Origin of the sequence: Acinetobacter sp. ANC 4169, from assembly GCF_002135355.1 — a bacterium.
GTDB lineage: Bacteria > Pseudomonadota > Gammaproteobacteria > Pseudomonadales > Moraxellaceae > Acinetobacter.
Window position 1 is genome coordinate 185870 of sequence record NZ_NEGE01000002.1, and the last position, 23904, is coordinate 209773.

20 protein-coding genes and 2 pseudogenes are annotated in these 23904 nt (G+C 40.5%); 13 read left to right on the forward strand and 9 right to left on the reverse strand.

Translation table 11 applies throughout. From position 1 onward, the window contains the following. Positions 1-64: 64 nt before the first annotated feature. Entirely contained in the window at positions 65-1486 is a 1422-nt protein-coding gene (locus B9T26_RS02245; protein ID WP_086198184.1) for a cryptochrome/photolyase family protein, read from the forward strand. A 369-nt stretch (positions 1487-1855) separates the two neighbouring features. Here B9T26_RS02245 and B9T26_RS02250 read toward each other — a convergent pair whose 3' ends face one another. Together B9T26_RS02250 and B9T26_RS02255 are read right to left on the reverse strand one after the other, a co-directional pair. Continuing rightward, positions 1856-2116 (reverse strand): hypothetical protein, encoded by a 261-nt coding sequence (locus B9T26_RS02250; RefSeq protein ID WP_086198185.1) that lies wholly within the window; start codon positions 2114-2116, stop codon positions 1856-1858. A 320-nt stretch (positions 2117-2436) separates the two neighbouring features. Then, positions 2437-2706, reverse strand: a complete 270-nt coding sequence (locus B9T26_RS02255) for a hypothetical protein (protein ID WP_086198186.1) — start codon at positions 2704-2706, stop codon at positions 2437-2439. Between the two features lie 536 nt (positions 2707-3242). On the opposite strand from B9T26_RS02255, the gene B9T26_RS02260 reads away from it, so the two are divergent. From B9T26_RS02260 to B9T26_RS02280, 5 genes are all read left to right on the forward strand, one after another. Then, entirely contained in the window at positions 3243-5096 is a 1854-nt protein-coding gene (locus B9T26_RS02260) for an ABC transporter ATP-binding protein (protein WP_086198187.1), read from the forward strand. Further along, positions 5096-5545 carry a MaoC family dehydratase gene (locus B9T26_RS02265; protein WP_086198188.1) on the forward strand — a complete coding sequence of 150 codons (450 nt, stop codon included), beginning with the start codon at positions 5096-5098 and terminating at the stop codon, positions 5543-5545. Before B9T26_RS02260 ends, B9T26_RS02265 begins: the two co-directional genes overlap by 1 nt. Positions 5546-5653: 108 nt before the next feature. After that, entirely contained in the window at positions 5654-6682 is a 1029-nt protein-coding gene (locus B9T26_RS02270; protein ID WP_086198189.1) for a helix-turn-helix transcriptional regulator, read from the forward strand. A gap of 71 nt (positions 6683-6753) precedes the next feature. Next, positions 6754-7128 carry a glycine cleavage system protein GcvH gene (gene gcvH, locus B9T26_RS02275; RefSeq protein WP_086198190.1) on the forward strand — a complete coding sequence of 125 codons (375 nt, stop codon included), beginning with the start codon at positions 6754-6756 and terminating at the stop codon, positions 7126-7128. A gap of 286 nt (positions 7129-7414) precedes the next feature. After that, positions 7415-8596 carry an MFS transporter gene (locus B9T26_RS02280; RefSeq protein ID WP_086198191.1) on the forward strand — a complete coding sequence of 394 codons (1182 nt, stop codon included), beginning with the start codon at positions 7415-7417 and terminating at the stop codon, positions 8594-8596. A 72-nt stretch (positions 8597-8668) separates the two neighbouring features. Here the strand turns inward: B9T26_RS02280 and B9T26_RS02285 are convergent, their stop codons facing one another. The 3 genes from B9T26_RS02285 to B9T26_RS02295 form a co-directional block, all read right to left on the reverse strand. Continuing rightward, positions 8669-9856, reverse strand: a complete 1188-nt coding sequence (locus tag B9T26_RS02285; protein WP_086198275.1) for a PilT/PilU family type 4a pilus ATPase — start codon at positions 9854-9856, stop codon at positions 8669-8671. 409 nt (positions 9857-10265) lie between these two features. Continuing rightward, complete coding sequence (locus tag B9T26_RS02290; protein WP_086198192.1) at positions 10266-11444, reverse strand: PilT/PilU family type 4a pilus ATPase; 1179 nt, start codon at positions 11442-11444, stop codon at positions 10266-10268. 254 nt (positions 11445-11698) lie between these two features. After that, positions 11699-12760 carry a 3-deoxy-7-phosphoheptulonate synthase gene (locus B9T26_RS02295; protein WP_086198193.1) on the reverse strand — a complete coding sequence of 354 codons (1062 nt, stop codon included), beginning with the start codon at positions 12758-12760 and terminating at the stop codon, positions 11699-11701. Between the two features lie 869 nt (positions 12761-13629). Here B9T26_RS02295 and B9T26_RS02300 point away from each other — a divergent pair. Further along, entirely contained in the window at positions 13630-14835 is a 1206-nt protein-coding gene (locus B9T26_RS02300) for an aromatic amino acid transaminase (RefSeq protein WP_086198194.1), read from the forward strand. Between the two features lie 408 nt (positions 14836-15243). On the opposite strand, the gene B9T26_RS02305 is transcribed toward B9T26_RS02300, so the two are convergent. After that, entirely contained in the window at positions 15244-16359 is a 1116-nt protein-coding gene (locus B9T26_RS02305) for an S-(hydroxymethyl)glutathione dehydrogenase/class III alcohol dehydrogenase (RefSeq protein WP_086198195.1), read from the reverse strand. A gap of 122 nt (positions 16360-16481) precedes the next feature. Here B9T26_RS02305 and B9T26_RS02310 point away from each other — a divergent pair, with 122 nt between their 5' ends. Both B9T26_RS02310 and B9T26_RS02315 read left to right on the forward strand, forming a co-directional pair. Next, entirely contained in the window at positions 16482-18041 is a 1560-nt protein-coding gene (locus B9T26_RS02310; protein WP_086198196.1) for a phospholipase D family protein, read from the forward strand. Between the two features lie 357 nt (positions 18042-18398). Next, entirely contained in the window at positions 18399-18836 is a 438-nt protein-coding gene (locus B9T26_RS02315; protein WP_086198197.1) for a hypothetical protein, read from the forward strand. A 19-nt stretch (positions 18837-18855) separates the two neighbouring features. On the opposite strand, the gene B9T26_RS02320 is transcribed toward B9T26_RS02315, so the two are convergent. Next, positions 18856-20247, reverse strand: a complete 1392-nt coding sequence (locus B9T26_RS02320; RefSeq protein ID WP_086198198.1) for a PLP-dependent aminotransferase family protein — start codon at positions 20245-20247, stop codon at positions 18856-18858. 132 nt (positions 20248-20379) lie between these two features. Between B9T26_RS02320 and B9T26_RS15950 the strand changes: the two are divergent. From B9T26_RS15950 to B9T26_RS02330, 3 genes and pseudogenes are all read left to right on the forward strand, one after another. Further along, a pseudogene (locus B9T26_RS15950) lies at positions 20380-20757 on the forward strand (EamA family transporter); the annotation flags it as partial. 78 nt (positions 20758-20835) lie between these two features. Next, a pseudogene (locus tag B9T26_RS15955) lies at positions 20836-21243 on the forward strand (EamA family transporter); the annotation flags it as partial. 119 nt (positions 21244-21362) lie between these two features. Continuing rightward, positions 21363-21845, forward strand: coding sequence for a pyridoxamine 5'-phosphate oxidase (locus tag B9T26_RS02330; RefSeq protein ID WP_086198199.1), 483 nt, complete (start codon positions 21363-21365; stop codon positions 21843-21845). A gap of 21 nt (positions 21846-21866) precedes the next feature. Here B9T26_RS02330 and B9T26_RS02335 read toward each other — a convergent pair whose 3' ends face one another. Both B9T26_RS02335 and B9T26_RS02340 read right to left on the reverse strand, forming a co-directional pair. Next, positions 21867-22460, reverse strand: a complete 594-nt coding sequence (locus B9T26_RS02335; protein WP_086198200.1) for a uracil-DNA glycosylase family protein — start codon at positions 22458-22460, stop codon at positions 21867-21869. 30 nt (positions 22461-22490) lie between these two features. Further along, positions 22491-23201, reverse strand: coding sequence for an SGNH/GDSL hydrolase family protein (locus B9T26_RS02340; RefSeq protein ID WP_086198201.1), 711 nt, complete (start codon positions 23199-23201; stop codon positions 22491-22493). Between the two features lie 233 nt (positions 23202-23434). On the opposite strand from B9T26_RS02340, the gene B9T26_RS02345 reads away from it, so the two are divergent. Further along, the gene (locus B9T26_RS02345) at positions 23435-23902 is read left to right on the forward strand and encodes a MarR family winged helix-turn-helix transcriptional regulator (protein ID WP_086198202.1); all 468 of its coding nucleotides are present in this window, start codon (positions 23435-23437) and stop codon (positions 23900-23902) included. The last annotated feature ends 2 nt before the right edge of the window (positions 23903-23904 follow it).

Consider the following 23904-nt stretch of genomic DNA (forward strand, 5'->3'; position numbering starts at 1 on the left):
TTAAAGCATCCTACCGTTCCTGTTAGACTTGAATGATTCAGCTTCAGATAAGGCATCCCGGTTCATGCAATTAATATGGTTTCGACAGGATTTACGTATACAGGATCATGCTGCACTTTGGCATGCGACTCAATCTGGAAACTGTATGGCCTTGGTGATTCTCTCACCTGAGCAATGGCAACGACATGATGATAGTCCTGCCAAGCAAATTTTTTATTTGCGCCAACTGGAAACTCTAAAATCCCAGCTCAATCAACTGAATATCCCCCTGCTCATCAAACAGATTCCCTTATGGGATGATGTCCCTCATCAATTGCTGCAACTTTGCCAGCAACTCAGCATTAATGCTGTACATGCCAATATCGAAATTGGAGTGAATGAATTAAAGCGTGATGCCCAGACCCAAAAAAAACTGGAAAAACATCAGATCTCCCTTGAGCTTTATCATGACCAGACGATTTTTCCCGTCGGTTCGATCTGCAATAAATCTCACCAGCCTTATCAAGTGTTTAGTGCTTTTAAAAAGCGCTGCTATGAACTTCTTAGCATCAGCCTGCCGCAATGTTATCCAGCAGTCGCACAGCAAGAAAAAATACAGCTGGACTTTGATTTGGGTCATGCGCTCATTAGCGCATCAACATCTATGCAAAGTCCTGACACAGATCAGTTACAGCAACTTTGGCCAGTAACCAAAGACTATGCATTAGAAGTGCTGGACAATTTTATCGATGCTAAAATAGAGCATTATCAACAGGAGCGGGATTTCCCTCACCTCAATTCCACCAGCCAGCTGTCGCCTTATTTGAATATTGGTGCGGTTTCAATCCGGCAGTGTTTACAGGCTATCTTTAGAAAGCAAGCAGGCTATTTCCATATCGACAATCTGGGACAGCAAACCTGGCTGGATGAATTGCTGTGGCGAGAATTTTATCAACATATTCTTTATCAATTTCCTGCCGTTTCCAAACATCAACCGTTTAAGATCAATACTCAAAAGATTGAATGGCGAAATTCAGAGCAAGACCTGATTGCCTGGCAGCAAGGCCAAACCGGTATTCCGATTGTAGATGCGGGTATGCACCAGTTACTGCAAACCGGCTGGATGCATAATCGGGTACGCATGATTACTGCAATGTTTTTGACCAAGAACCTGCTGATTGATTGGCGTCTGGGTGAAAAATGGTTTATGCAGCATTTAATTGATGGCAATTTGGCAGCCAATAATGGCGGTTGGCAATGGTGTGCTTCAACGGGAACAGATTCGGTGCCCTATTTTCGGATTTTCAACCCGGTAAATCAATCGCAAAAATTTGATAAAAATGGCGATTATATCCGTAAATGGGTACCGGAACTGGCGCATCTGGATGCAAAAAAAATTCATGAACCTTATGCTTTTGAACCAGCTCAAGCATTACATTACCCACGTCCCATTGTGGATTTAAGCTTATCGCGCAAACGTGCCATAGAGGCATTTAAGGCGATATAACTTTAGCTATCAATCATGAGTTCCCTTCCAAACCAGGCTAAGTCAAAATTCACTGAAATCCCTCCAGCTTTTGACTTGGCTCAATTCATCTAGATATCGCTTGAATAAGACCAAGCAAATTCAAAATCAATATTCTAGTCGTGATTGTTTTCATTGATAAATAAAATTGACTTGAATAAATTATTCCATAAATTTAAATCATTTTTCTTTTCGTTAATTAAAAGGTAATCATTATTACTTACCAATAAATTGAAATTGTACTAATGTTCCAGCTTTAGATTAATTTCAAATATGAGTTATTTTTTTAATTTTTAAAAGATATATAAATATGTCTTTGTATTTTATTTCTAATATTTTACCAAAATGAGATCAATATAATGGTTGGGTTTTTCTTTTAAATTTAAAGAATTGTTTCTCTTTCATTACCTCGAAAATTTTTCCTGTTCCAGGATGAATAAAAGTATTATTTTCATTTAAATTAATCACCTTTTCCGTGATCACAATTTTAGGTAAGGGCAACCAGATCAATCCCTCGGGGTTTAAAATCTTTTCAAAAACCTGCTCTACAATTATTTTAGTGCCACATGCACTTTTCGCACTCACCTCTTTTAGAATCAAAATTTTAGCCATTTTTTTTGCTCTTATTATGATTAAGCCTAATAAATTATAGAAGAGCAGCTTTTAAAGGTGTTAAATTTATGTCTATATATGTGTTTAATTATATCTTTAGGTAAATATTTTTAAATTAGCTCCAAAATATTTTTTATTTACAGAGCATTTTTATTCATAATTATCCAATAAAATCAATAATATGGTCACCTTCAAACCATTCAGTTTTAAAACACCGTACATATTGAAATAATTTAAAATAATCCTATTTATTTAGGCCTTGAAATAAGATTCTGATCTGATCAGAACCTTATAAAATAATCTCTTAAATAGCTTTTTTACTAACGATGCAGCTGCTTATAGGCCCAGCTAAGAAATTCATTTTTATTTTTTAAGGAAGGTGCCAGTTGAATATTCACGATATTTCGGCTTCCAAATTTACCAATAATTTTAGAAGGTGAATCCAGTCTTATGCCTTTTTGATCATCTTCATGAATAACCGAAAAAAAATCCAACATGAGATCAAGTTCACCTTTGCTTTGAAATCCTGGTCGCTCAGCGATAAAATTATAAACTTGCTGCAACATCTGAAAATTAGCAGTATTTTTCATTTCCAATATTCCAGAAAGTATCTAATTAACTTTAAATATAACTTGAAATAATGTGTAAATTAATTAGATTATTTGTTATTCAATTGTTAATTATTATTTTGTAAAAATAAATATTTATATTCAATCAATTATTTCTCAAAGCTTGATATAAGCTGGTTTTAATTAAAATATATGCTTACATTTTTAATATTAATTTTATAATTTTTTATATAATAAATAAGCTAACTGACTGATGTTAAAGCATGGAATTTTTTTAATTCATTGGAGTTTATTCTGATGCTTTTGACAGTTTTCATCGCTAGTATAGAAACAAAGAATTTTCTCCCTGATACTTTACAAAGCCTTCTAGCACCAGACATACACTGTATTGATGAATTTACACTTTATTCTTTGTTGTTTGACATCAATAGCTTCAGCTATCGAATTGTATGTTTTACTGAATGAAACAAGTTTTTAGATATCACTTTGATTATTATTTATAATATTAAAGTTCCAATAAAATTAAGCCTAATTGACATTCACTCAAGGAAATTCGCATGCTGCAGTGGTTTGAAAAACTCGTCGATCCTTATCCATCCAAAGGTTTAAACGAACCACTCCCTACCCGCTTTTTCCCTTTTGTCTGGCAAGCAGCCCAAGGTGTACGCCCTTACTTATTGTTGCTGGTACTGTTTACCGCAGCTGCTGCAAGTTTTGAAGCCTTCCTTTATTCCAAAATCGGCGATTTGGTCAACTGGCTAAGCAAAAGCCAACCTGACACTTTTTTAGCTCAACATAGCCAAAATCTTACAATCCTGAGCTGCATTTTACTGGCCAATATTCTATTTGCCAGCATGCAATCGATTATTAAACATCAAATTTTATACAGTACTTTTCCCATGCGTTTACGCTGGCGTTTCCATAATTTACTGTTACAGCAAAGCCTGGATTTTTTCCATAACGACTTTGCCGGGCGTTTGTCTGCCAAAGTGATGCAGACCTCACTGGCAGTACGTGAATTCTGGGTGATTTTAGGCGATATGCTGGCCTATGTTCTGATCTACTTTGCCACTATTAGTCTGGTACTGGCAGCGATTTCTCCCTTGCTGATTGTGCCACTAATGCTTTGGCTGGTGCTGTTTATTGCTGCGGCCTGCTTTTTTATTCCACGTTTAAGCCAGATTTCGAGTAAGCAAGCCGATGCCCGTGCAGTCATGACCGGTCGTGTGACCGATGCCTATACCAATATTCAAACCGTCAAGCTATTTGCCCATGCTGGCCGTGAAAGCCACTATGCCAAAGAGTCGATGCAAGGCTTCATGGTCACGGTATATAAGCAAATGCGCCTGGGCGTGCAGTATGAAATCAGCATTAATTTGCTCAGCGTGGTTTTATATGGTGGTGTTTTAGGTACCGCAATTTGGCTCTGGATTAACGGTCAGGCTGAACTCGGTATTATTGCCGCAACTACAGCCATGATCTTAAAACTTAACAGTATTGCCGAATTTATGATGTGGCAGTCATCCGCACTGTTTGAAAATGTCGGTACCATTCAAGATGGTATGAAAACCATGGGGCGTCCGATTCACATTCAGGACAAACCTGATGCGCAACCCTTGCAGTTACAGCATGGTGAAATCAAATTTGAAGATGTCAGCTTTGCTTATCAGAATAAAAATGTGATTGATCATTTTAATTTAACCATTAAACCGGGTGAGAAAATTGGCATTGTCGGCCGCTCCGGTGCGGGAAAGTCCACGCTGATTCAACTGTTACTGCATTTTTACGATATCAACCAAGGTCGTATTTCGATCGATGGTCAAAACATTCAAGATGTAACTCAGGACAGCTTGCGTAAAAGCATTGCTTTTGTGACTCAGGATACCTCCTTGTTACACCGTACTGTGGCTGAAAATATTAAATATGGTCGCCCTAATGCAACCGATGAAGAGATGTTTGAAGCCGTACGCAAAGCCAAGGCGGAAGATTTTATTCCACAGCTCACCGACTTGCGCGGCAAATCCGGTTACGAAGCCTATGTTGGCGAACGCGGCGTCAAACTGTCAGGTGGTCAACGCCAGCGTATTGCCATTGCCCGGGTGTTTTTAAAAGATGCACCGATCCTGATTTTAGATGAAGCCACCAGTGCCTTAGATTCTGAAGTTGAAGCCGCGATTCAATCCAGTCTGGATGACTTGATGGAAGGCAAAACCGTGATTGCCATTGCGCACCGATTGTCCACCATTGCCCAAATGGACCGTTTGATTGTACTGGATGAAGGCAGCATTGTAGAGCAAGGTACGCATGATGAACTGGTTGCATTAGGCGGTATTTATGCACATTTGTGGCAAAGACAAAGTGGCAGTTTTTTGATAGAACAACAGGCATTGAAGAAAAAGGAATTGCATTAATGCTGTATTTAGAAGATATAAAAGTGGGTGATCGTTTCATTAGCCGTGAATATGAAATGACCTTAGAAGAAATTAAACAGTTTGCCCATGCTTATGATCCGCAAGTTTTTCATACCGATGAACATCAGGCCAAAGCGCATCCTGTTTTTCACGGAATAGCAGCCAGTGGCTGGCACACCTGTGCAGTGACCATGCGTTTATGGACCGAATGTTTTCCAGTCGCTTACGGCCTGATTGGTTCGGAATCCAGTCTGCGCTGGCCACGCCCGACCCGTCCTGGCGATAAGATTCATGTTGAAGTCGAAATTGTGGCAATTACGCCATCAAAAAGTAAGACTGACCGCGCTATAGTGAGTTATGTGACCCAGGCATTCAATCAGAATCATGATGTGTTACTTATTTCCACCACTAAAATTTTGGTCTTCAAAAAAGACTATCAGCCTGAATAATGTGCAGGCTTTAAAAATATTGTTGAACAATTTTAATAGGATAGTCTTCCAATTCGTGCCAATATGGCACTTACAAATAGAAAAACGAATGAATGCAATGGATGGCGCATGAAAACGATTTCTCCAAGACAGGATCAAGGAATACCCGGCGTTTATGGCCTGCTGCTATTAGATGTGGTCTCCCGCTGGGGCTACACTGCTGAAGCACTATTTACACCTTTTCACTTAAATAGTGAACAATTGGCAGATCCCAACTTTCGTATTCCGACCCCAATTGCCAATGAGCTGGTCAAACATGCACTACGCCTAACAGGTGAACCGACCTTGGGTTTCCACTTGGGTACCCAAATGCGTATCTCGATTCATGGCTTTATTGGCTATGCCATTATGACGGCGCATGATATTACCGATGCCCTGATTCTGGCCAACCGATTTATTCAGCTACGTCTGCCTTTTTTACAGCTTTATTTTTCCACTTTTGGTGAAAAAGCCACGCTGCAATTGCAATGTGACTTTGACATTGAACCATTACGCACTGAAATCGCCATCGCCCTGACCTTTGGTATTATCACCATGGCCAAAGCCCTGACAGGTTGTGAAGATCTGTCTGGGGAAATTGATTTTGATTTTCCGAAACCTGCCGGTTTTGAACGCTATATGGCGAAATTCCCGTCGCATCAGTTCCGTTTTGAACAGCCGCACCTGTTAAGCAGTTTTGATAAAAAATATCTGGGGTTAAAGATGGTCAATGCGGACCCGATTGCCAGCCAGATTGCGATTAACCAATGTGAATCGGAACTATCTGCACTGGGTGAACGCCGCCGCTTGGCCATGCGGGTACGTGATATTTTGACCAAGTCGGAGCAGCATTATTTAAGCATCGAAAATGTTGCAGATCGGCTGCATATGTCGGATCGTACTTTAAAGCGTCAACTGGCAGCTGAAGGCACCTCCTTTTCCACTTTGGTGGATGAAGTACGCTATCGTCATGCAACTTCCCTGCTTTCACGTACCGATTACACCCTGGAACAGATTGCCGATGAAATTGGTTATAGCGATGTGGCCAATTTCAGCCGTGCATTTAAACGCTGGAGTGGTCGCAGCCCAAGCAATTGGCGCAAAGATCCGTATTTATAAACTTTTGTTTTTATCAAAAAACATGTATAAAACATGGCAAAAATGATTTGAATATTTTAAAGGAGTCATCAATGAATCACCCTTCAGAATTAAAGTACGCCACTACTCACGAATGGGTCAAAATTGAAGGTGATCTTGTTGTTACCGGTATTTCCGACCATGCTCAAGATGCTTTAGGTGATCTGGTCTATGTAGAAGCACCAGAAGTGGGTCAGCAAATCACTGCCGGTGAACAGGCAGGCGTGGTCGAATCAGTTAAAACAGCATCTGATATTCATGCGCCTGTTTCAGGTGAAGTGGTTGAAGTGAACTCGGCACTTGAAGATGATCCTGATTTTGTCAATGATGACCCTTATGGCAAGGGTTGGATTTATAAAATTAAGCCAGACAATATGGCAGATATAGAAAAATTACTTTCAAGCAGTGAATACGAAGCAGGTTTATAATCCTGTTTTAGATAAAAAAATCAGCCTTAGAGGCTGATTTTTTTATTTTTAAATGACTTTTAATAAAAATATCAAATGACGATATTAGATCGAATGAAAATCACCATTTAAATTATTTATTGCAATTTATTCTTATATTACTACACTTTTCCCATATAATCGGATAATATTTAAACATCGATATAGCCTTCTGACTGATCTTAAATAATTATAACAATCCACAATAATAATGGTGGTCATAAGCCTGATAAGTCGTATATCCCATTGATACTGATTTAGGTAAATTATGTCTACTGCAACTGTACCCCAGTTATGGAATAAGTCCTTTATTCTATGTCTGGCAAATAACTTATTCTTATTTATATTTTATTTTGCTCAAACCACCATCTTGCCGATTTATATTCTTAACGAGTTGCATGGTACTTTGGCACAAGCAGGTTTAGCCATGACCCTGTTTATGGCATCTGCCATTGCAGTAAGGCCTTTTAGTGGTTTGATTGTTGAAAAAATTGGGGTAAAAAAAGCCCTTTATATCTCTGAAGCCTTGTTCTGCCTATTTTGTCTGACCTATATGCTGGCAGACAATTTAACTTTATTGCTGTGCATTCGTTTTTTACACGGGATCTGGTTTAGTATTTTAACTACGGTCATTGTTCCGATTGTCAATGACTTTATCCCGGCTGAACGTAAAGGCGAAGGTATGGGATATTTCCTCACGTCGATAAATTTAGGCATTGTGCTTGGGCCGCTGATTGGATTAAGTTTAATTCAAGCCCTGCCTTATATCACCATCTCTGCTATTTTAGCGGCATTTGTGCTCCTGGGCTTTATGTTCTGTTTTATGATTCCACTCAAACATAAAGTCAGCCCGGTCGAAAAACCGGAAAAGCGTAAACTGAGTCTTCAGGATTTTATCGAGAAAAAGGCAGTGCCTGTTTCCATCATGGCTATGATGGTTTCATTTGCCTATGCCAGCATCATGTCGTTTATTTCAACCTTTGCCGAATCGAAGCATATGTTGTCTTATGCCAGCCTGTTTTTTGTGGTATTTGCGATTTCGATGATGATACTGCGCCCGATCACGGGAAAAATCTTTGACCGTAAAGGTGCGAATTATGTGGTTTACCCAGCCTTAGCCTTGTTTGCATTAGGTTTACTGGTGCTTAGTCAAATTGATAGCGTACCCGGATTTATGTTTGCTGCTGTACTGATTGGGATGGGATTTGGTTCTGCCCAACCTTGTCTGCAAACCATTTCCATCCAACGATCTGAGAAACATAGAATTGGTCATGCGACCTCAACCTACTTTACCTGTTATGACATAGGTATTGCGCTGGGATCGTTGATTTTAGGTATTGTAATTGCTCATTTTGACTATAGTATTGCTTATATGCTGTGTGCAGGGATGATTATTTTAAGCCTGCTTTTCTATAATCTGGTGGTCGATAAACCAGCAGTGACTGACTAAAATGATCCTCGCTATGAATTTAAAAAAGCATGCTTTTAAACATGCTTTTTTATCTATAACTTAACAGTCTGATTATTCAGGAGCAGCTTCTTCGGTTTTTTCTTGACTTGCTTCTTGCACCATACTGAATCCGCTATTTTCAGCTGGACTGGCAAGATTCTGTCGGGTACTTTTCAATTTAATCTGCAAGCGTAATTCGTTCATGGAATCGGCATTACGCAAAGCTTCTTCATAACTGATCGAACCTTCATTATATAAATCATATAAAGCCTGATCGAAAGTTTGCATGCCCAATTCACGGGATTTTTTCATGATTTCTTTTAATTCATGAAACTGACCTTTAAGGATATTATCGCCAATCAATGGGGTATTCAGCAAAATTTCAATGGCTGCACGACGCCCGCGTCCATCCTCGGTACGCACCAAACGCTGTGAAATAATGGCTTTCATGTTGGAAGATAAGTCCATCAACAATTGGTTACGACGTTCTTCCGGGAAAAAGTTGATGATTCGATCTAGAGCCTGATTGGCATTATTGGCGTGTAATGTCCCTAAACATAAATGCCCGGTTTCGGCAAAGGCAATGGCATGTTCCATGGTTTCGGTATCACGGATTTCACCAATTAAAATCACATCGGGTGCCTGACGCAAGGTGTTTTTCAAGGCATTGTGCCAAGAATGACTATCCACGCCGACTTCACGATGCGTGATCATCGATTTCTTATGCTTATGCACATATTCAACCGGATCTTCCACCGTAATAATATGCCCGGCAGAATTTTCATTACGATGATCAATCATGGCGGCCAAAGAGGTCGATTTACCCGAGCCGGTGGCTCCTACGACCAGGACCAGTCCACGTTTTGCCATCATCACATGTTTTAAGGATTCAGGTAGCTTTAACTGGTCAAAATTTGGAATTTCTGCGGTAATGGTTCGGATCACCATTCCCACCTGTAATTGCTGCTGGAAAACATTAATGCGAAAACGCGAAACATTGGGAACGCTAATCGCGAAATTACATTCCAGCTCGGTTTCAAATTCCTGCCGCTGTTTTTCATTCATCAAACTATAGGCAAACAGCTTGGTCTTGTCGGCAGTCAATGTCTGTTGACCAATGGGTTTCATTAAACCCTGATGTTTAATGCTGGGTGGAAAATCTGCTGAAATAAATAAATCCGAGCCGCCATATTCCACCACCTTGGTCAGCATATGGAACATTATTTTACGTGCTTCTTCCAGTAATTCCGTACTATACATATTTTCCCCGATCATGCAAAAACGCATGCATCTTAATAGCAGGCTCATGCCCATATATTTTGATTTCATTGTGCAGCGTTTTTTTTTAAGCCTCAAATAGATTTGATTTATAAAGAAAATATTTTTAGACAATTATGTGACTTAATTCAATAAAAACAAAGATAACAAGAAATAGTTAAGAATTTTAAAACCTTACTTTTAAAAAGACTTTTCATATAGGAAATAATATTCAGGAATTACGGAGATCACGGTTGAGGAAAAATTATCCCTTATCTCTCTTTTCATCCAGCATAGGAAATTAAAAATCTAAACAGGTAGCCGAAAGCTACTTCAGCTTTCGGCCACCTTGAGAGATTCATCACTCAACTACGTTTCAAGCCGCATTTCAGCTTGGTCAAAGAATCATGCATTAATCTGGAGAGAGTGCACGAGATTTGGATGGTTCTAGCATGGAAATTTGACCGCTTTCTGCCTGTAAAACTGGATTGATGCGACTACTCTTTAACTTGATCTGCAGACGCAGTTCATTGCTTGAATCCGCATTGCGCAAGGCTTCTTCATGAGAAATGACCCCTTCATTGTATAAATCAAAGAGTGCCTGATCAAAGGTTTGCATGCCCAGCTCACGCGAGCGTGCCATAATGGTTTTTAGCTCATAGAATTCACCCTTGCGGATCAGGTCAGAGACCAAAGGTGTATTCTGCAGTATTTCCACCGCAGCACGGCGACCTTTTCCATCCTCTGTTCGAATCAGGCGCTGGGAAATCACTGCTTTCATATTGGCAGATAAATCCATCAGCAGCTGATTACGGCGTTCTTCCGGAAAGAAGTTAATGATGCGGTCTAGGGCCTGGTCTGCATTATTGGAATGTAGTGTGGCAAGACACAAGTGCCCTGATTCGGCAAAGGCAATGGCATGTTCCATGCTGTCTGTATCACGGATTTCACCAATGACGATGACATCTGGAGCCTGACGCATGGTGTTAACCAGTGCGTTATGCCAGGAGATACAATCTACGCCAATCTCTCGCTGCGTAATCATCGACTTTTTATGCTGATAAACATATTCCACCGGATCTTCGATGGTAATAATATGCCCCTCAGTGTGGGTATTACGGTAATCAATCATGGCCGCCAGCGTGGTAGATTTTCCGACACCCGTCGCACCAACAATCAACACCAGTCCTCGTTTTTCCATAATCACCTGTTGCAGCGAGCTTGGTAATCCCAATTGCTGAAAGCTTGGAATATCGGTGGTAATCGTTCGGATCACCATACCCACATTGTGCTGTTGCTGGAACACATTCACCCGGAAACGTGAAATACCCGGTACGCTCATACCAAAATTGCATTCCATGACCGATTCAAATTCCTGGATCTGTCGGTCACTCATCAGGGAATAAGCAAATAAACGGGTTTTATCCGCTGTCAGTTTTTGCTGACCGAAAGGCTTCATCAAACCCTGCTGTTTGATACTCGGCGGAAAGTCTGCAGTAATAAAAAGATCTGAACCACCATATTCAACCACCTTGGTCAGCATATGGTGCATGAGTTTACGTGCTTCATCGAGCAATTCGGTTGTATACATATCGAGATTCCTGGGATCATTACCTGCCAGCTGTATAAAAACAGCTTGAGGCTGATCACTGATAAATTATTGTTATTGTTGATTTTTTTAAATCAGTTATTATTGAATTAAATTTTTAAAATCGTTTTAATTATCATTATTCTGCATTGCAAAAGACTGCATGCACTACATTGAACTTCTGTGTAGATCCGGCTGATCAGCTACACCGGATACCGTCTTTCCCCAATGGATTGAGGAAAGACCTGAGCTTCAGTTTAAGCACTACGCTTTAAACTTTCGAGTCGCAGTGAATCAGTCATATTTAACAACAGTTGTTCGGTTTTTGTCCAGCCCAGACATCCATCCGTAACCGACTGACCGTAAACCATCTCCTCAGAAATTTTTTGCTGACCATCGACTATATGGCTTTCCAGCATTACCCCACGCACATTGGTCTGCAAGCGTTCTGCCACGATCTGTTGCAGCACTTCAGGTTGCAGCATTGGATTTTTCGAGCTGTTGCCATGACTGCAATCAATTACCAGTGCCGGCAATTCAGCAGCATGCTTGGCTTTGATTTTTTCAATTTCTGACAACTGGTAGTTCGGGCCGCTATTCGAGCCACGCAGAATCAGATGCGCTTTTGGATTACCCTGAGACTCTAAAATACACGGTAATCCCGATTGGCCCAGACCCAGGAATTGATGGGGATGAGATGCAGATTGAATGGCATCCAGGGCAATTTGAATCGAGCCATCAGTGCCATTTTTGAAACCGATGCTGTATGGCATATGGCTTGAAATTTCACGATGAATCTGGGATTCACTGGTACGTGCACCAATAGCACCCCATGCCAGTAAATCGTCGAAATAGGCCGTTGCCATTGGGCTTAATATTTCCGATGCTATCGGCAAGCCCATTTCAATAATTTGTAAATATAACTCACGTGATTTTTCCAGGCCCAATTGCATATTGGAGGAGCCATCTAAATTTGGGTCATACAGGAAGCCTTTCCAGCCAACGGTGGTACGTGGTTTTTCAATATAGGCACGCATGACCAGGAAAATCTGGTCTGCTACTTGGCTTTGTAATTGTTGTAATTTCTGTGCATATTCAAGTGCAGAAGCTGGATCGTGAATGGAGCATGGGCCGGTCACGACCATTAAACGATGGTCTTTGCCATCTAAAATGTTTTCAATGGTTTGACGCTGATCGGCAATTTGTTGCGCCAGCTTGTTCGATAAAGGCAATTGTGCCTTCAATTGATGCGGCAAAGTTAAAATGGTTTCTTTTTCAGTTGTTTGAGTTTGTTGTAAAGCAGTATTCAAAGCATTCATTGGTCGTTCCTGGGGACTATTTTAGTCCAATCTTTTATTTGAGCGTTATGGGTCTAATGGATTGCGTGTGAAGAGTCATCAATTGACTAAAGTAAGACCAATAAAAGTTGCTAAAGTATGAATAATTTAATGTTTGCATGAGTAAACTCCAAAAAATGTAAGAAAAATAAGATATAAAAAAACCTGATCAGGTTTGCCGATCAGGTTATAAACTTGGTGGGCAACCTTTTCTTGCCCGAACGCGTTCAGGCAATTATCTAAATTGCCAAAAATAATAAGTTGCGTTTGAGATCATCGGTTGCTTTAACATCTTTATTTCTTCAAAAAAGTATGTGTCTTGAAATTAAAATACGCTGTATTGCCTTATTTGACAATAGTTTTATTCAAAATAAAAATACATCAATCATTAAACTTTTACTTATCATTTGCGTATAAAAAATCCAGCAAGATAAAATTTAATCCATTTATGAACATCATCAACATAGCTCACATCTTCAAGCTGCTATCCAGTGCTATGCTCATCGACCGGGTGCTTTTTCCAGCAAATTTCTGTTTATTTTTTTGATGAGCAAAATAGCTGGATTGCATCTGGCTTTAGGTTTATTTCTGGTTTGGTGTTTTACGCATTCTGCTTTATCAACCTGTTATGGCTTATCAGGCATGACATGTGTCAGATCTCTATCTGATCTATAACCAGTCCTAGAACGGGTTTTTAAAATTATGCTCTGCCCCAATTCCAGGCCTGAATTCAGCCAGACAGCTTATTTTAAAATATGAAAAAAGAAGCCCAGCTATTTCAATAAACCGCTAAAATGCCTGCTATACCGAAGGCTTGATTTGTTTTACTCCATATAACTAAGGATGTATTTATGTTCCAACATGTTGATGCGTATGCAGGTGATCCGATTCTTTCCTTGATGGAAGAATTTGCTAAAGATGAACGGACTCAAAAAGTGAATCTAAGCATCGGGCTTTATTATAATGAGGACAATATTGTGCCTCAACTTGAAGCCATCAAAGCAGCATATAAGAATATTGAAGCGAGCAATGATCAGGTCAAGTTGTATTTACCGATGGATGGTTTAAAACCCTATAATCAAGCCACTCAAGCCTTGGTGCTGGGCGAAAACAGTCCAGCACGCCGTGATGATCGTGCAGTCACTATCCAGACTTTAGGCGGTTCTGGTGCACTGAAAGTGGGTGCCGATTTTCTGAAAAAATATTTTCCTGAATCTGATGTCTGGGTCAGTCAGCCGACCTGGGAAAACCACATTGCCATTTTTAACGGTGCCGGTATTCACTCACATTTCTATCCTTATTTTGATGCTGCAACCAATGGTGTCAATGTGCCAGCGATGCTGGAAAAATTAAGCCAGCTTCCGGCAAAAAGCATTGTGTTATTACATCCTTGTTGTCATAACCCGACCGGTGCCGATTTGACGCCTGCAGAATGGAATCAGGTGATTGCAGTACTGAAAAAGCAGGATCTGATTCCCTTCCTGGATATTGCCTATCAAGGTTTTGCTCAAGGACTAGAGCAAGATGCATATGCGATCCGCGCGCTTGATCAGGCGGGCATGAATTTTATTGTCAGCAATTCATTCTCCAAAATTTTCTCTCTTTATGGTGAGCGTGTAGGCGGCCTAACCTTTGTTTGTGATGATTCGGCCACTGCACAAAAAGTATTGGGCCAGCTAAAAGCCACAGTACGCCGCAACTATTCAAGTCCGGCAACGACCGGAGCATTGTTAGTGAATAATGTCTTGCAAGATGAACAGCTGACGGCATCATGGAAAGCTGAACTGCAGGAAATGCGTGAGCGTATTATTAAAATGCGTCACATTTTAAAAGATAAACTCAGTCTAGCCTTACCAGAGCGTGATTTTAGCTATCTGGTGAAACAGCAAGGCATGTTTAGCTATACTGGCTTAACGGCTAAACAGGTCGATATTCTCAAAGATCAATACGGCATTTATCTGGTGCGTAGTGGCCGCATGTGCGCTGCGGGTCTTAATTTAAGCAATATCGATTATGTGGCTGAATCCATTGCCGAAGTCATTAAAGCCACGGCTTAAATTGGGCTGATGCTTATCAATCGGTCTGATTAAAAAAACGGGCAATCTGCCCGTTTTTTTATTTCTCTTTTTATTTATGGATGCTTAGGGTCTGTTGACAATTCGTCTATGTTTGCGACGACGAGTATTTTTTAGAGGATACTAGGCATGAACTACAAAATTTAGTCATTCTAAATGCGTAGTTCATAACGACGTAGCGTCAAAAAATACTCTAGTCCCCAGCTGCGCCTTGCGCTGCAAACAAAGCAGTGCTTTGATTTTGCTCAGGTTGTGGCTAAAATTATCTCAGACTGCGTCATGAAATTTAAAAATGGAACCACCATTCTTTGCATTTCATTCTTGCGACGTATACGTCTCATGCTCAATTTTAGCCTACAACGCAAACTATTTATGAAATGTCAACAGACCCTAGTCTTCGAAATGGATCACGGTACGAATTGATTTACCTTCATGCATTAAATCAAAGGCTTCATTAATTTTTTCCAGTCCCATGGTATGGGTTACGAATGGTTCAAGCTGGATATCACCACTCATGGCTTCTTCCACCATACCTGGCAATTGAGAACGGCCTTTAACGCCACCAAAAGCAGTACCTTTCCAGGTACGACCAGTCACCAGCTGAAATGGACGGGTTGAAATTTCCTGACCTGCACCAGCTACACCAATAATGATGGATTGGCCCCAACCACGATGTGCACATTCCAGTGCAGAACGCATCACATTGGTATTGCCAATACATTCAAAAGAATGGTCTACGCCCCAGCCGGTTTTCTCCACAATTACTTCCTGAATTGGACGGTCATAATCTTTCGGATTCAAAAATTCTGTGGCACCAAACTGTTCAGCCAGTGTGAATTTTTCAGGATTGGTATCAATGGCAATAATGCGGCTGGCTTTGGCTTTCTTGGCACCTTGAACCACCGCCAGACCAATACCACCCAGACCAAATACGGCTACGGTATCGCCTTCCTGAACTTTAGCGGTATTTTTTACTGCACCCAATCCGGTCGTTACACCACAACCTAATAAGCAAACATGTTCATGATTCGCTTCAGGATTAATTTTCGCCAAGGATACTTCCGCCACCACGGTATATTCACTAAAGGTTGAACAGCCCATATAGTGGTAAATCGGCTGACCATTATAAGAAAAACGTGTCGTGCCATCTGGCATCAAGCCCTTACCTTGAGTCGCACGAACCGCTACACAGAGGTTGGTTTTACCAGACTTGCAGAACAGACATTCACCACATTCTGCGGTATATAGTGGAATAACGTGATCACCCGGTTTAACACTGGTAACGCCTTCACCCACTTCAACCACCACACCTGCACCTTCATGGCCCAGTACCGCAGGAAATACCCCTTCAGGATCATCACCGGACAAAGTAAAGGCATCGGTATGACAGACACCGGTATGGCTAATCTTGACCAGAACTTCACCTGCTTTGGGTGGTGCCACATCAATTTCAACAATTTCAAGTGGTTGACCTGGACCAAATGCGACTGCAGCACGTGATTTCATGAATTGACCATCCTTTGATTGGTTCTTTAACAGATGAGCTACAGTAACCTCTTTTTATTGTCAGATTCAACCTATAACATGATGATAATATGTACTTATAACTTTATGACTTCATAATAATTATGCAGATGAGAACATCCTTGCGTGCTGTCATGTTTGCTTTGATATTTTTCACAATGACGGGGTGCAGTTTGCCGATGAATGAATCAAAAAAGCAGCTTCCCATTCAGGTTCATGCCGAGCACTGGCTAAACGGTTCCAATGTTGATACACAAATTACTCAGGGTTTAACTGCCTATCTGTCTTTAGATGATGCTTTTATCAGTATTGCGTCAAGACTGCACCTGATTAATAAAGCGCAATACAATATCGATTTGCAATACTACATCTGGGAAGATGACTCAATTGGTCACCTGATGCTGGCGGAATTGCTCAAAGCTGCAGATCGTGGGGTGAAAATCCGTTTATTGATTGATGACCAGAACGGTTCTCAACTTGATGCAACCTTAAAACAACTGGCTCAACATCCTAATTTTGAAATTAAAATCTTTAATCCTTACACCTTTAGAGCTAGAAAATTACGGGTGTTTGATTATATTTTTCGTTTCAACCAGATCAATCACCGGATGCACAACAAGCTGATTATTGCCGATGGTGCCATAGCGGTGACGGGTGGACGCAACATCAGCCGTGAATATTTTGAAGCCAGTGAAAATTTCCAGTTTACCGATATGGATATCCTGTTTTATGGCACTGCCGTTCAGCATGCCAATGAAGTCTTTCAAGACTTTTGGAATGATGATTTGAGTTATTCGGTACCGCAGCTGCTGGGTAAAAGTCGGCCTGAACAGCTTGCCAAATTACGTAAATATTATGAACTGACTGCCTTACAAAAAGACCAGTTAAAAAGGCGGATTGAACTGGCTGAAAAACAGATCAATCAACACTTAAAAGACCGTCCGATTAACTGGGCAAAAGCGCATTTTGTTGCCGACTCTCCCGATAAAATTCGTGGTCAGGCATCCAGCAATCAGCTGATTTACCATCAGATCTTTCAGATTATGGGAGAACCGAAACAACATATGGAACTGGTCTCTGCCTATTTTGTACCTACACAGAAAGGTATGGATTATTTAACCGGTTTAGTTAAAAAAGGCGTAAATGTCCGGATACTCACCAATTCATTCCTTGCCAATGACGTTCCTGTGGTGCATGCCTTTTATAGACAATATCGCCATGATTTACTAAAAAATGGGATAAAACTCTATGAATTTAAGCCCTATATAGAGCGTAATAAACGCACTTGGTATGAGGTGGTGACAGGGAATGTTATTCCAGCTAAAGGCAAAAATGCCTCCAGTTTGCATGCCAAATTTTTTGATATAGATGGCATGGCATTTATTGGTTCGGCCAATTTTGACCCTCGTTCCGCCAATTTAAATAGCGAAGTCGGACTGGTGGTAGAATCTGATGTGTTACAAGAACAAATTTCGAACGCTTTAGATAAATATTTACCGCAAATTGCCTATGAACTCAAACTGAATCCACAGGATGAAGTCATTTGGCTAGAGCATCATAAAGATGGAACCTACACAGAATATTCAAAAGATCCTGAATCGACTCGATTTCAACGTTATGCCATGCAAGTGGCGTCATATTTCCCATTTGAATGGATGATGTAATGACAGCTGAATGACATTGAGATATACAAAACTTTTTATAGTGAAAGCTCCACTGAAATCCGGCTTGCTGCAAGTAAAAGATCACATAGTAAATAGCTGACACCGGCTTTCAATAATTTGCTTTTGCAGTTTGATATATTCACATGATTGGACCACTGCTGTGCATTTTCTAGATGGTTTAAAGTAATGAAGTTTGGTCGTTTAAGTGATATTGCTGTGAGGACTTATAAGAGATTGAGTGTGATTTATACATATTTTAGATCAATCAACACAATGATTTTACTCATTTCCTGATTTGCTTTAACATTCTATTTTTCGAGTATTTAACTCCGCTCTCCCCATCGTGATCTTTTTGTAATGCAATTTTTTGATTTAAGTCGTCAATTTAATTTAAGTGATATTTTAACACCCTATAAAACCCTTGAGGATTTAGGTACTCAAGACTGGTTTTTATCTAAAGTCCGTGTGGAGCACGACTGTCTGTCAGATTCTGAAATTGTTGAAGGTCAGGCGGTATTAAAATCCAATCAGAATGTGCAACTTGAACTGGAATGGCTGATTCAGGATACCGGATTTGAACTTCAGGTGCTGTTTAAAGGCATTGAAACCGAAGCATGTGAAGAAACTTTACTTATGGTTAAGGGTGCAAAAATCGTCGATGCCAATCAACAGCTGATTTCAGCACAAGCCTTAAGCCTCTGGATTGACGGAACCCTGTTGCCGATGCTGCCCAATATCCGCAAAGAGATTAAATCCCGTTTAAATTTATGGGATTATGTGGAATATGATGGATAAAAGTTGTGGCTGACTCAGCTTAAATGACCACACTGGAATAAGTTCTGATGGCATTTTCCAGTACATCAAAAACTTTTTTATCAATACATTGAGCCACATTAAAACGAATGAATTGACCGGCTTGTTCAGACTGACTGAATGAATTTCCCGGCGCCAATATAATGCCCTGTTGCAGACATATCTTGGAAAGTTTTGACGCTTCAATATGTGGCGGTAATCTGCACCATAAAAATATGCCTGCTTTGGGGACAATCCAAGGATGAATATCCAAATGGGCAAGCTTTTGAATGGTTTCATTGCTGGCTTTAATCAATTGTTTTTTTAGCCAGTCCAAATGTTTCGGATAACTGCTATCCATCAGCGATTGATAAATAATTTCTGCGTTCAGATTACTATTACTGAAGTGTATTGCGATCTTTAAATCAATCAATTTCTCAATGTTATCTATATTGCTCAGAATATATCCGCAACGTACTGCTGCCGAAAGCGTTTTGGTAAAACTGCCAATCTGAATCACATGGGAAAGTCCAGAGAGTGCCGCATATCGGGGGGCAGGTAAATATTCAAAATCAGCGAAGATTTCATCTTCAATAATCAGCATATTGGCCTGTTCAGCCAGTCGGGCAATTTGATAAGCCCTCGCTAATGAAAGCGTTGCTCCTGTAGGATTATGAATGCCTGAATTGGTCAGATATATTTTTGGTTTTAACGCGAGTGCCTGCGCAAAATATTCAAGATCGGGGCCATGTTCGGTAAAGGGTATCGCGACTGCACGTAAATGATGTGCCTGAATAAGTGCCTGAAAATTGAAATAACATGGGTCATCCAGCAGCACAATATCACCCGGCTGCAATAGTAATCTGAAAATCAAATCAATCGATTGAGTGGCTGAATCGGTAAGCAGAATCTGATTGGGATGAATTTTTAAATCATAATTTTCCTTTTTTCGAACTAGATATTGTCTTAAAGCCAAATGTCCATGCGGAAGTGCATAATCAATTAAAAGTGATTCTTCCGATTTTGCCACTATTTTTAAGGCTTTGCGCAGCGTCTGTTCAGGCATCCATTCTGCGGGCAACCAGCCACAGCCCGGCTTGAGCATTTCATTTTTAGCTTCTAAAGATTGTCTGGAAATCCACAGCGGATCAATTTCCCTGTCGTATTGAATATTCTGTTCAATATTGATGTGTTGAACCGGTTTGCCAAGAATGTAATAACCGGCCCCTGCTCGGGATTCAATCATGCCTTCTGCTAGCAAGCGTGCATAGGCTTCCACAATGGTTGAAACCGAGTAATTTAATTGCTGGGCGTACTGGCGCACTGAGGGCAAGCGTGAGCCGGCTATCAGTGTCTTGTTTTTGATATTCTGTTTGATCAGCTCAATTACAACTTCAATTTTAGTTTTTGTCATTCACGCATCCCCCAACAGTCAAACTGTACTGCTCAATCTAGCATAACAGTGATGTTAAATTGTATTGCCCTGTATATAGCAGCTGTATTTTTTTTCTTATTAAATTGCTCTAAATTCAATGAGCAGTATCAAATGAACAGAACAAATATCGGCTGGATAAACGGATTATTAGGGGTAATTATTTTTGCAGGTTCCATGCCTGCCACCCGAATTGCAGTAACAGGTTTTAGTCCGACCTTCTTAACCGCAATTCGGGCAACGATTGCAGCAGTATTGGCGCTCTTGTGTTTGTTATGGTTTAAACAGCAGCGCCCGCAAACCCATCAGTACACATCCCTGATTATTGTCAGTCTGGGCGTGGTCATCGGTTTTCCTTTATTTAGTGCGCTGGCATTACAAAACATATCTGCCTCTAGAGCTTTGGTTTTTGTAGCTTTGCTTCCAGTTTGCACGGCCATGTTCGGAGTGATGAGAGCCGGTGAAAATCCGAATGCAAAATTCTGGTTATTTACCCTGCTGGGAAGCAGCTTTGTGCTTGCTTATATGTTGCTTCAGGATCAGTCCTATCATCTGGCTAGTGGTGATGTTTATATGATTGCAGCTGTTCTAGCTTGTGGTTTGGGTTATGCAGAAGGTGGACATTTATCCAAAGTATTAGGCGGATGGCAAGTGATCTGCTGGGCACTGATTGTTGCCTTTCCCCTTATGCTGGTTTTAACGCTGTACTATTTTCCAGCCAATTTCACTGAAGTTTCTTATTCTGCTTATGCAAGCTTGGCTTATGTATCCATCTTCAGCATGCTCATAGGTTTTTTCTTCTGGTATAAGGGACTGGCTATGGGCGGAATTGCTAAAGTGGGCCAGATACAACTGCTACAACCCTTTATCGGATTAATCCTTTGCGCAATCATTTTGGGCGAAAATATTCATTTAGATATGATCGTGGTGTGTATGGCTGTGGTGATTTGTGTCATGTTGGCAAAAAGATTTGCCTAAAAGAGTCATGAATGACCAGTCAATCGGATCAATGCAGATCAAGTGACATTCATGTTTAAATGATCTGTGTTTTATTCAACTCACTGAATACTATTTAAAAATAAAAAAGGGGAAATAAAATGAAAACAGAAGAATGGCAACATATCTGCAAGGTGGTGAATGATGCACAACGTGCTGCAATGCACTGTTCTATTGCTACGGTAGATAGCAACTTGCAGCCGACCATTAGTCCCATAGGCACTTTATTTCTTAGAGAAAATCCAAGCGGTTTTTTCTTTGATACCTATACCGAATCGTTACAACAGAATTTGCCGAAAAATAGTAAAGCCTGTATTCAGGCGATTAATAGTAGCCGCTTATTCTGGTTAAAAGCCTTATTTAAAGGCGAGTTTAGTGATTATCCTGGTGTTCGGCTGTATGTGGAAATTGGCGATCTTCGTCTTGCCAATGCCGAAGAACTGGCTCAGATTTCACGCCGCATTCAAAGCCTAAAATGGACCAAAGGCAGCCAGTTGATCTGGTCCGATTTTAGCCATGTACGGGATTTTCAGGTGCATGCTTTTAAATGGGTGAAATATCCCAAAATGATGCCCTTCGCCTAAAAACAGACATATTAAACTAACTTATAGTAAGCCTATTTCCTTAAATAATTGAGCATAGACTTCAGCTTTTTTTTCTATTGCCAAGGGATAAGCACGTGATGAAGATGGCATCCGGTATAAAGTCAGCTCGCGTTCAGCAAAATAGGCTTTGGAGGGCTGTCCAATTTTCGGTTTTTCCGTAGCTTCAGGCATGGACAGCATTAAGGTATCGGTGGCTTTATCTCCAGTCGTCATAATGCTATGACAATCAGGAATCTGCTGTAAAAGCTTGGCTAAATCAGTTGCTTGTGCAATGTGCAGAAATTTATCCGAGGCATTGCCTTTTAAGCGAATAATTTGATACGCCGTATCAAAAATTGCGATCCCTTTTTCCATTAAGAAATCACGGATCTGCTGTTCCCTGAAATTTTTATTGGCGATATCCAAAAAATATTCTTTATCTTGAAAGAAGACCAAACCAAAAATCTTCCACATGTCATTTTGATAATTTGGATAATAAAACTCCATTTTCCAGCGTGTTTTAGGCGGTGGAAAGCTGCCCATCATCAGCAACTTGGCATTTGAAGGAAGAAAGGGTTCCAATGGATGAGTTTCTATTTCAAGTTCAGTGCTCATAACAGTCAATTTATCCGTCTTCAGTTGAATTTAAAACATTTGGCGAATTTTATCTGCTACCTGTTCGCCCCAAAGTGTATAAATTTCCTTGCTGGGATGAAAACCATCCTTTGCCATTTCCAGGTTTAAAGCCCTAAAACGCTGCAGATCATATTCAATCCATTGCATATTGGCGTGCTGCTGCACAAATTTTGCAAGATTTTTATTCATGCCTTTGGCATATTGTCCAAATAGCCAGGCCAGCGGATTGGGTAAAGCCGGAAACAGGTTCATTGGCGGCACACCCGCGGCAATAATCAATTCAGGCGTAAATTTCTGGTTAATCTCGGCATAAAGTTGTTGCTGCTTTTTAATCCAGCCCTTAGGCGAGGTCAGTTTGGTAATGTCATTCACCCCGACAGAAGTAATCACCACATTGAAGTGTTGAGCAGGCATATTTTTGACTGTTTTAATCACCTGCCCGCTGCTATGACCGGTTGTTGCTTCAAGTTGATAACTGATTTCATATCCATCTTGTAACTGGTTCAGCACTGCACCGAGTAAAGCATCGTCCTGAATTTCAACGCCTACACCTGCCGCTGCTGAATCACCTACAATCAGGATAGATAAAGGTTTTCCGTTTCCAACCGATCCCTGACGGTTTCCCTCGGGTTCGGGTAAGCGTAAAGTATTTTTTTTAACGGCATTACCTTGAATAATCAAAGATGGAATCAGGGCAAGAGTTGAAATTTTTAACAGCATAAACAATAAAATTCACGATCATATCCACATCAATATATGATTATATCGCGTTAAAAGCATTGACCGAAACTACAAGGTGTTCCCTTCAATCCAAGGATCTATCCGCCGATATTTTATCTTTATCAACCCTCATCATTCATTATATTTTTTACCATCCAAATCCTCCTTTCTAAATTGACAATTTTCAGTTAGCGGCCTATTTTAAAAATAGATGACATACAATCTATTTTTCTATGATGACTCCAACACAAAATCTTGATCAGCTTCGTTTTGGCAGTTTAGCCGCCCTAGTTGCCCGCGCCTGGCGTAAAACGATAGACCAACGACTGGTACAATATGAATTGACCGAAGCCACCTGGTTGCCATTGGTATATTTGTCACGCCTGGATAAACCTGTCAGACAAAAAGATCTGGCTGCAATGCTGTCTTTAGACAGTTCTTCTGTGGTTCGGGTACTGAATAATCTGGAAAAATTAGGCTTTGTGGAGCGCACAGCTGAACAGCATGACCGCCGTGCTAAAGCCACCTGCATTACCCCTCAAGGTAAGGAAATTATTGCACATCTGGAATCGATATCTCAGGATCTGGAAAATGAAATCAGAGCCAGTCTGGATGCTAATGATTTAAAAATCGCACGTCAGGTTTTACAAAGTCTTTACCTGATACTCTCAGATATGAATCATCTGTCAGATGAGGTTTAAAT

Excerpts from the sequence above, each read along its gene's own strand:
- B9T26_RS02245 (WP_086198184.1), top strand. The coding sequence starts at position 65 with ATGCAATTAATATGGTTTCGACAGGATTTACGTATACAGGATCATGCT.
- B9T26_RS02250 (WP_086198185.1), bottom strand. The coding sequence starts at position 2,116 with ATGGCTAAAATTTTGATTCTAAAAGAGGTGAGTGCGAAAAGTGCATGT.
- B9T26_RS02255 (WP_086198186.1), bottom strand. The coding sequence starts at position 2,706 with ATGAAAAATACTGCTAATTTTCAGATGTTGCAGCAAGTTTATAATTTT.
- B9T26_RS02260 (WP_086198187.1), top strand. The coding sequence starts at position 3,243 with ATGCTGCAGTGGTTTGAAAAACTCGTCGATCCTTATCCATCCAAAGGT.
- B9T26_RS02265 (WP_086198188.1), top strand. The coding sequence starts at position 5,096 with ATGCTGTATTTAGAAGATATAAAAGTGGGTGATCGTTTCATTAGCCGT.
- B9T26_RS02270 (WP_086198189.1), top strand. The coding sequence starts at position 5,654 with ATGAAAACGATTTCTCCAAGACAGGATCAAGGAATACCCGGCGTTTAT.
- gcvH (WP_086198190.1), top strand. The coding sequence starts at position 6,754 with ATGAATCACCCTTCAGAATTAAAGTACGCCACTACTCACGAATGGGTC.
- B9T26_RS02280 (WP_086198191.1), top strand. The coding sequence starts at position 7,415 with ATGTCTACTGCAACTGTACCCCAGTTATGGAATAAGTCCTTTATTCTA.
- B9T26_RS02285 (WP_086198275.1), bottom strand. The coding sequence starts at position 9,856 with ATGTATAGTACGGAATTACTGGAAGAAGCACGTAAAATAATGTTCCAT.
- B9T26_RS02290 (WP_086198192.1), bottom strand. The coding sequence starts at position 11,444 with ATGTATACAACCGAATTGCTCGATGAAGCACGTAAACTCATGCACCAT.
- B9T26_RS02295 (WP_086198193.1), bottom strand. The coding sequence starts at position 12,760 with ATGAATGCTTTGAATACTGCTTTACAACAAACTCAAACAACTGAAAAA.
- B9T26_RS02300 (WP_086198194.1), top strand. The coding sequence starts at position 13,630 with ATGTTCCAACATGTTGATGCGTATGCAGGTGATCCGATTCTTTCCTTG.
- B9T26_RS02305 (WP_086198195.1), bottom strand. The coding sequence starts at position 16,359 with ATGAAATCACGTGCTGCAGTCGCATTTGGTCCAGGTCAACCACTTGAA.
- B9T26_RS02310 (WP_086198196.1), top strand. The coding sequence starts at position 16,482 with ATGCAGATGAGAACATCCTTGCGTGCTGTCATGTTTGCTTTGATATTT.
- B9T26_RS02315 (WP_086198197.1), top strand. The coding sequence starts at position 18,399 with ATGCAATTTTTTGATTTAAGTCGTCAATTTAATTTAAGTGATATTTTA.
- B9T26_RS02320 (WP_086198198.1), bottom strand. The coding sequence starts at position 20,247 with ATGACAAAAACTAAAATTGAAGTTGTAATTGAGCTGATCAAACAGAAT.
- B9T26_RS02330 (WP_086198199.1), top strand. The coding sequence starts at position 21,363 with ATGAAAACAGAAGAATGGCAACATATCTGCAAGGTGGTGAATGATGCA.
- B9T26_RS02335 (WP_086198200.1), bottom strand. The coding sequence starts at position 22,460 with ATGAGCACTGAACTTGAAATAGAAACTCATCCATTGGAACCCTTTCTT.
- B9T26_RS02340 (WP_086198201.1), bottom strand. The coding sequence starts at position 23,201 with ATGCTGTTAAAAATTTCAACTCTTGCCCTGATTCCATCTTTGATTATT.
- B9T26_RS02345 (WP_086198202.1), top strand. The coding sequence starts at position 23,435 with ATGATGACTCCAACACAAAATCTTGATCAGCTTCGTTTTGGCAGTTTA.